Genomic DNA, 259 nt, shown 5'->3' with positions numbered 1-259 from the left:
CACCTATCTGTTCGACAACGGCGACGATAAGCCAGGGGTGATTTGCCTGTCGTACTCGTGGATGAGTGACGCGCTGAAAATGCTCCCGCACCCGGTGGAAAAACGCGTGAAGCTGGCGCTGGATGCGTTGAAAAAGATCTACCCGAAAGTCGATATCGCCGCACGGATCATTGGCGATCCGATCACTGTTTCGTGGGAGTCCGACCCGCACTTCCTCGGCGCTTTCAAAGGCGCCCTGCCCGGCCACTATCGCTACAAC

The 259-nt window shown here is 57.5% G+C and carries 1 protein-coding gene; it reads left to right on the top strand.

Going from position 1 to position 259, the window contains the following annotated elements:
• A partial coding sequence (locus BK665_RS33460; RefSeq protein WP_148053291.1) for an FAD-dependent oxidoreductase occupies window positions 1-259 on the top strand: 259 nt, incomplete at both ends.

This window comes from Pseudomonas frederiksbergensis (genome assembly GCF_003732665.1).
GTDB lineage: Bacteria > Pseudomonadota > Gammaproteobacteria > Pseudomonadales > Pseudomonadaceae > Aquipseudomonas > Aquipseudomonas frederiksbergensis_G.
This window is presented reverse-complemented; position numbering and strand designations above follow the sequence as displayed.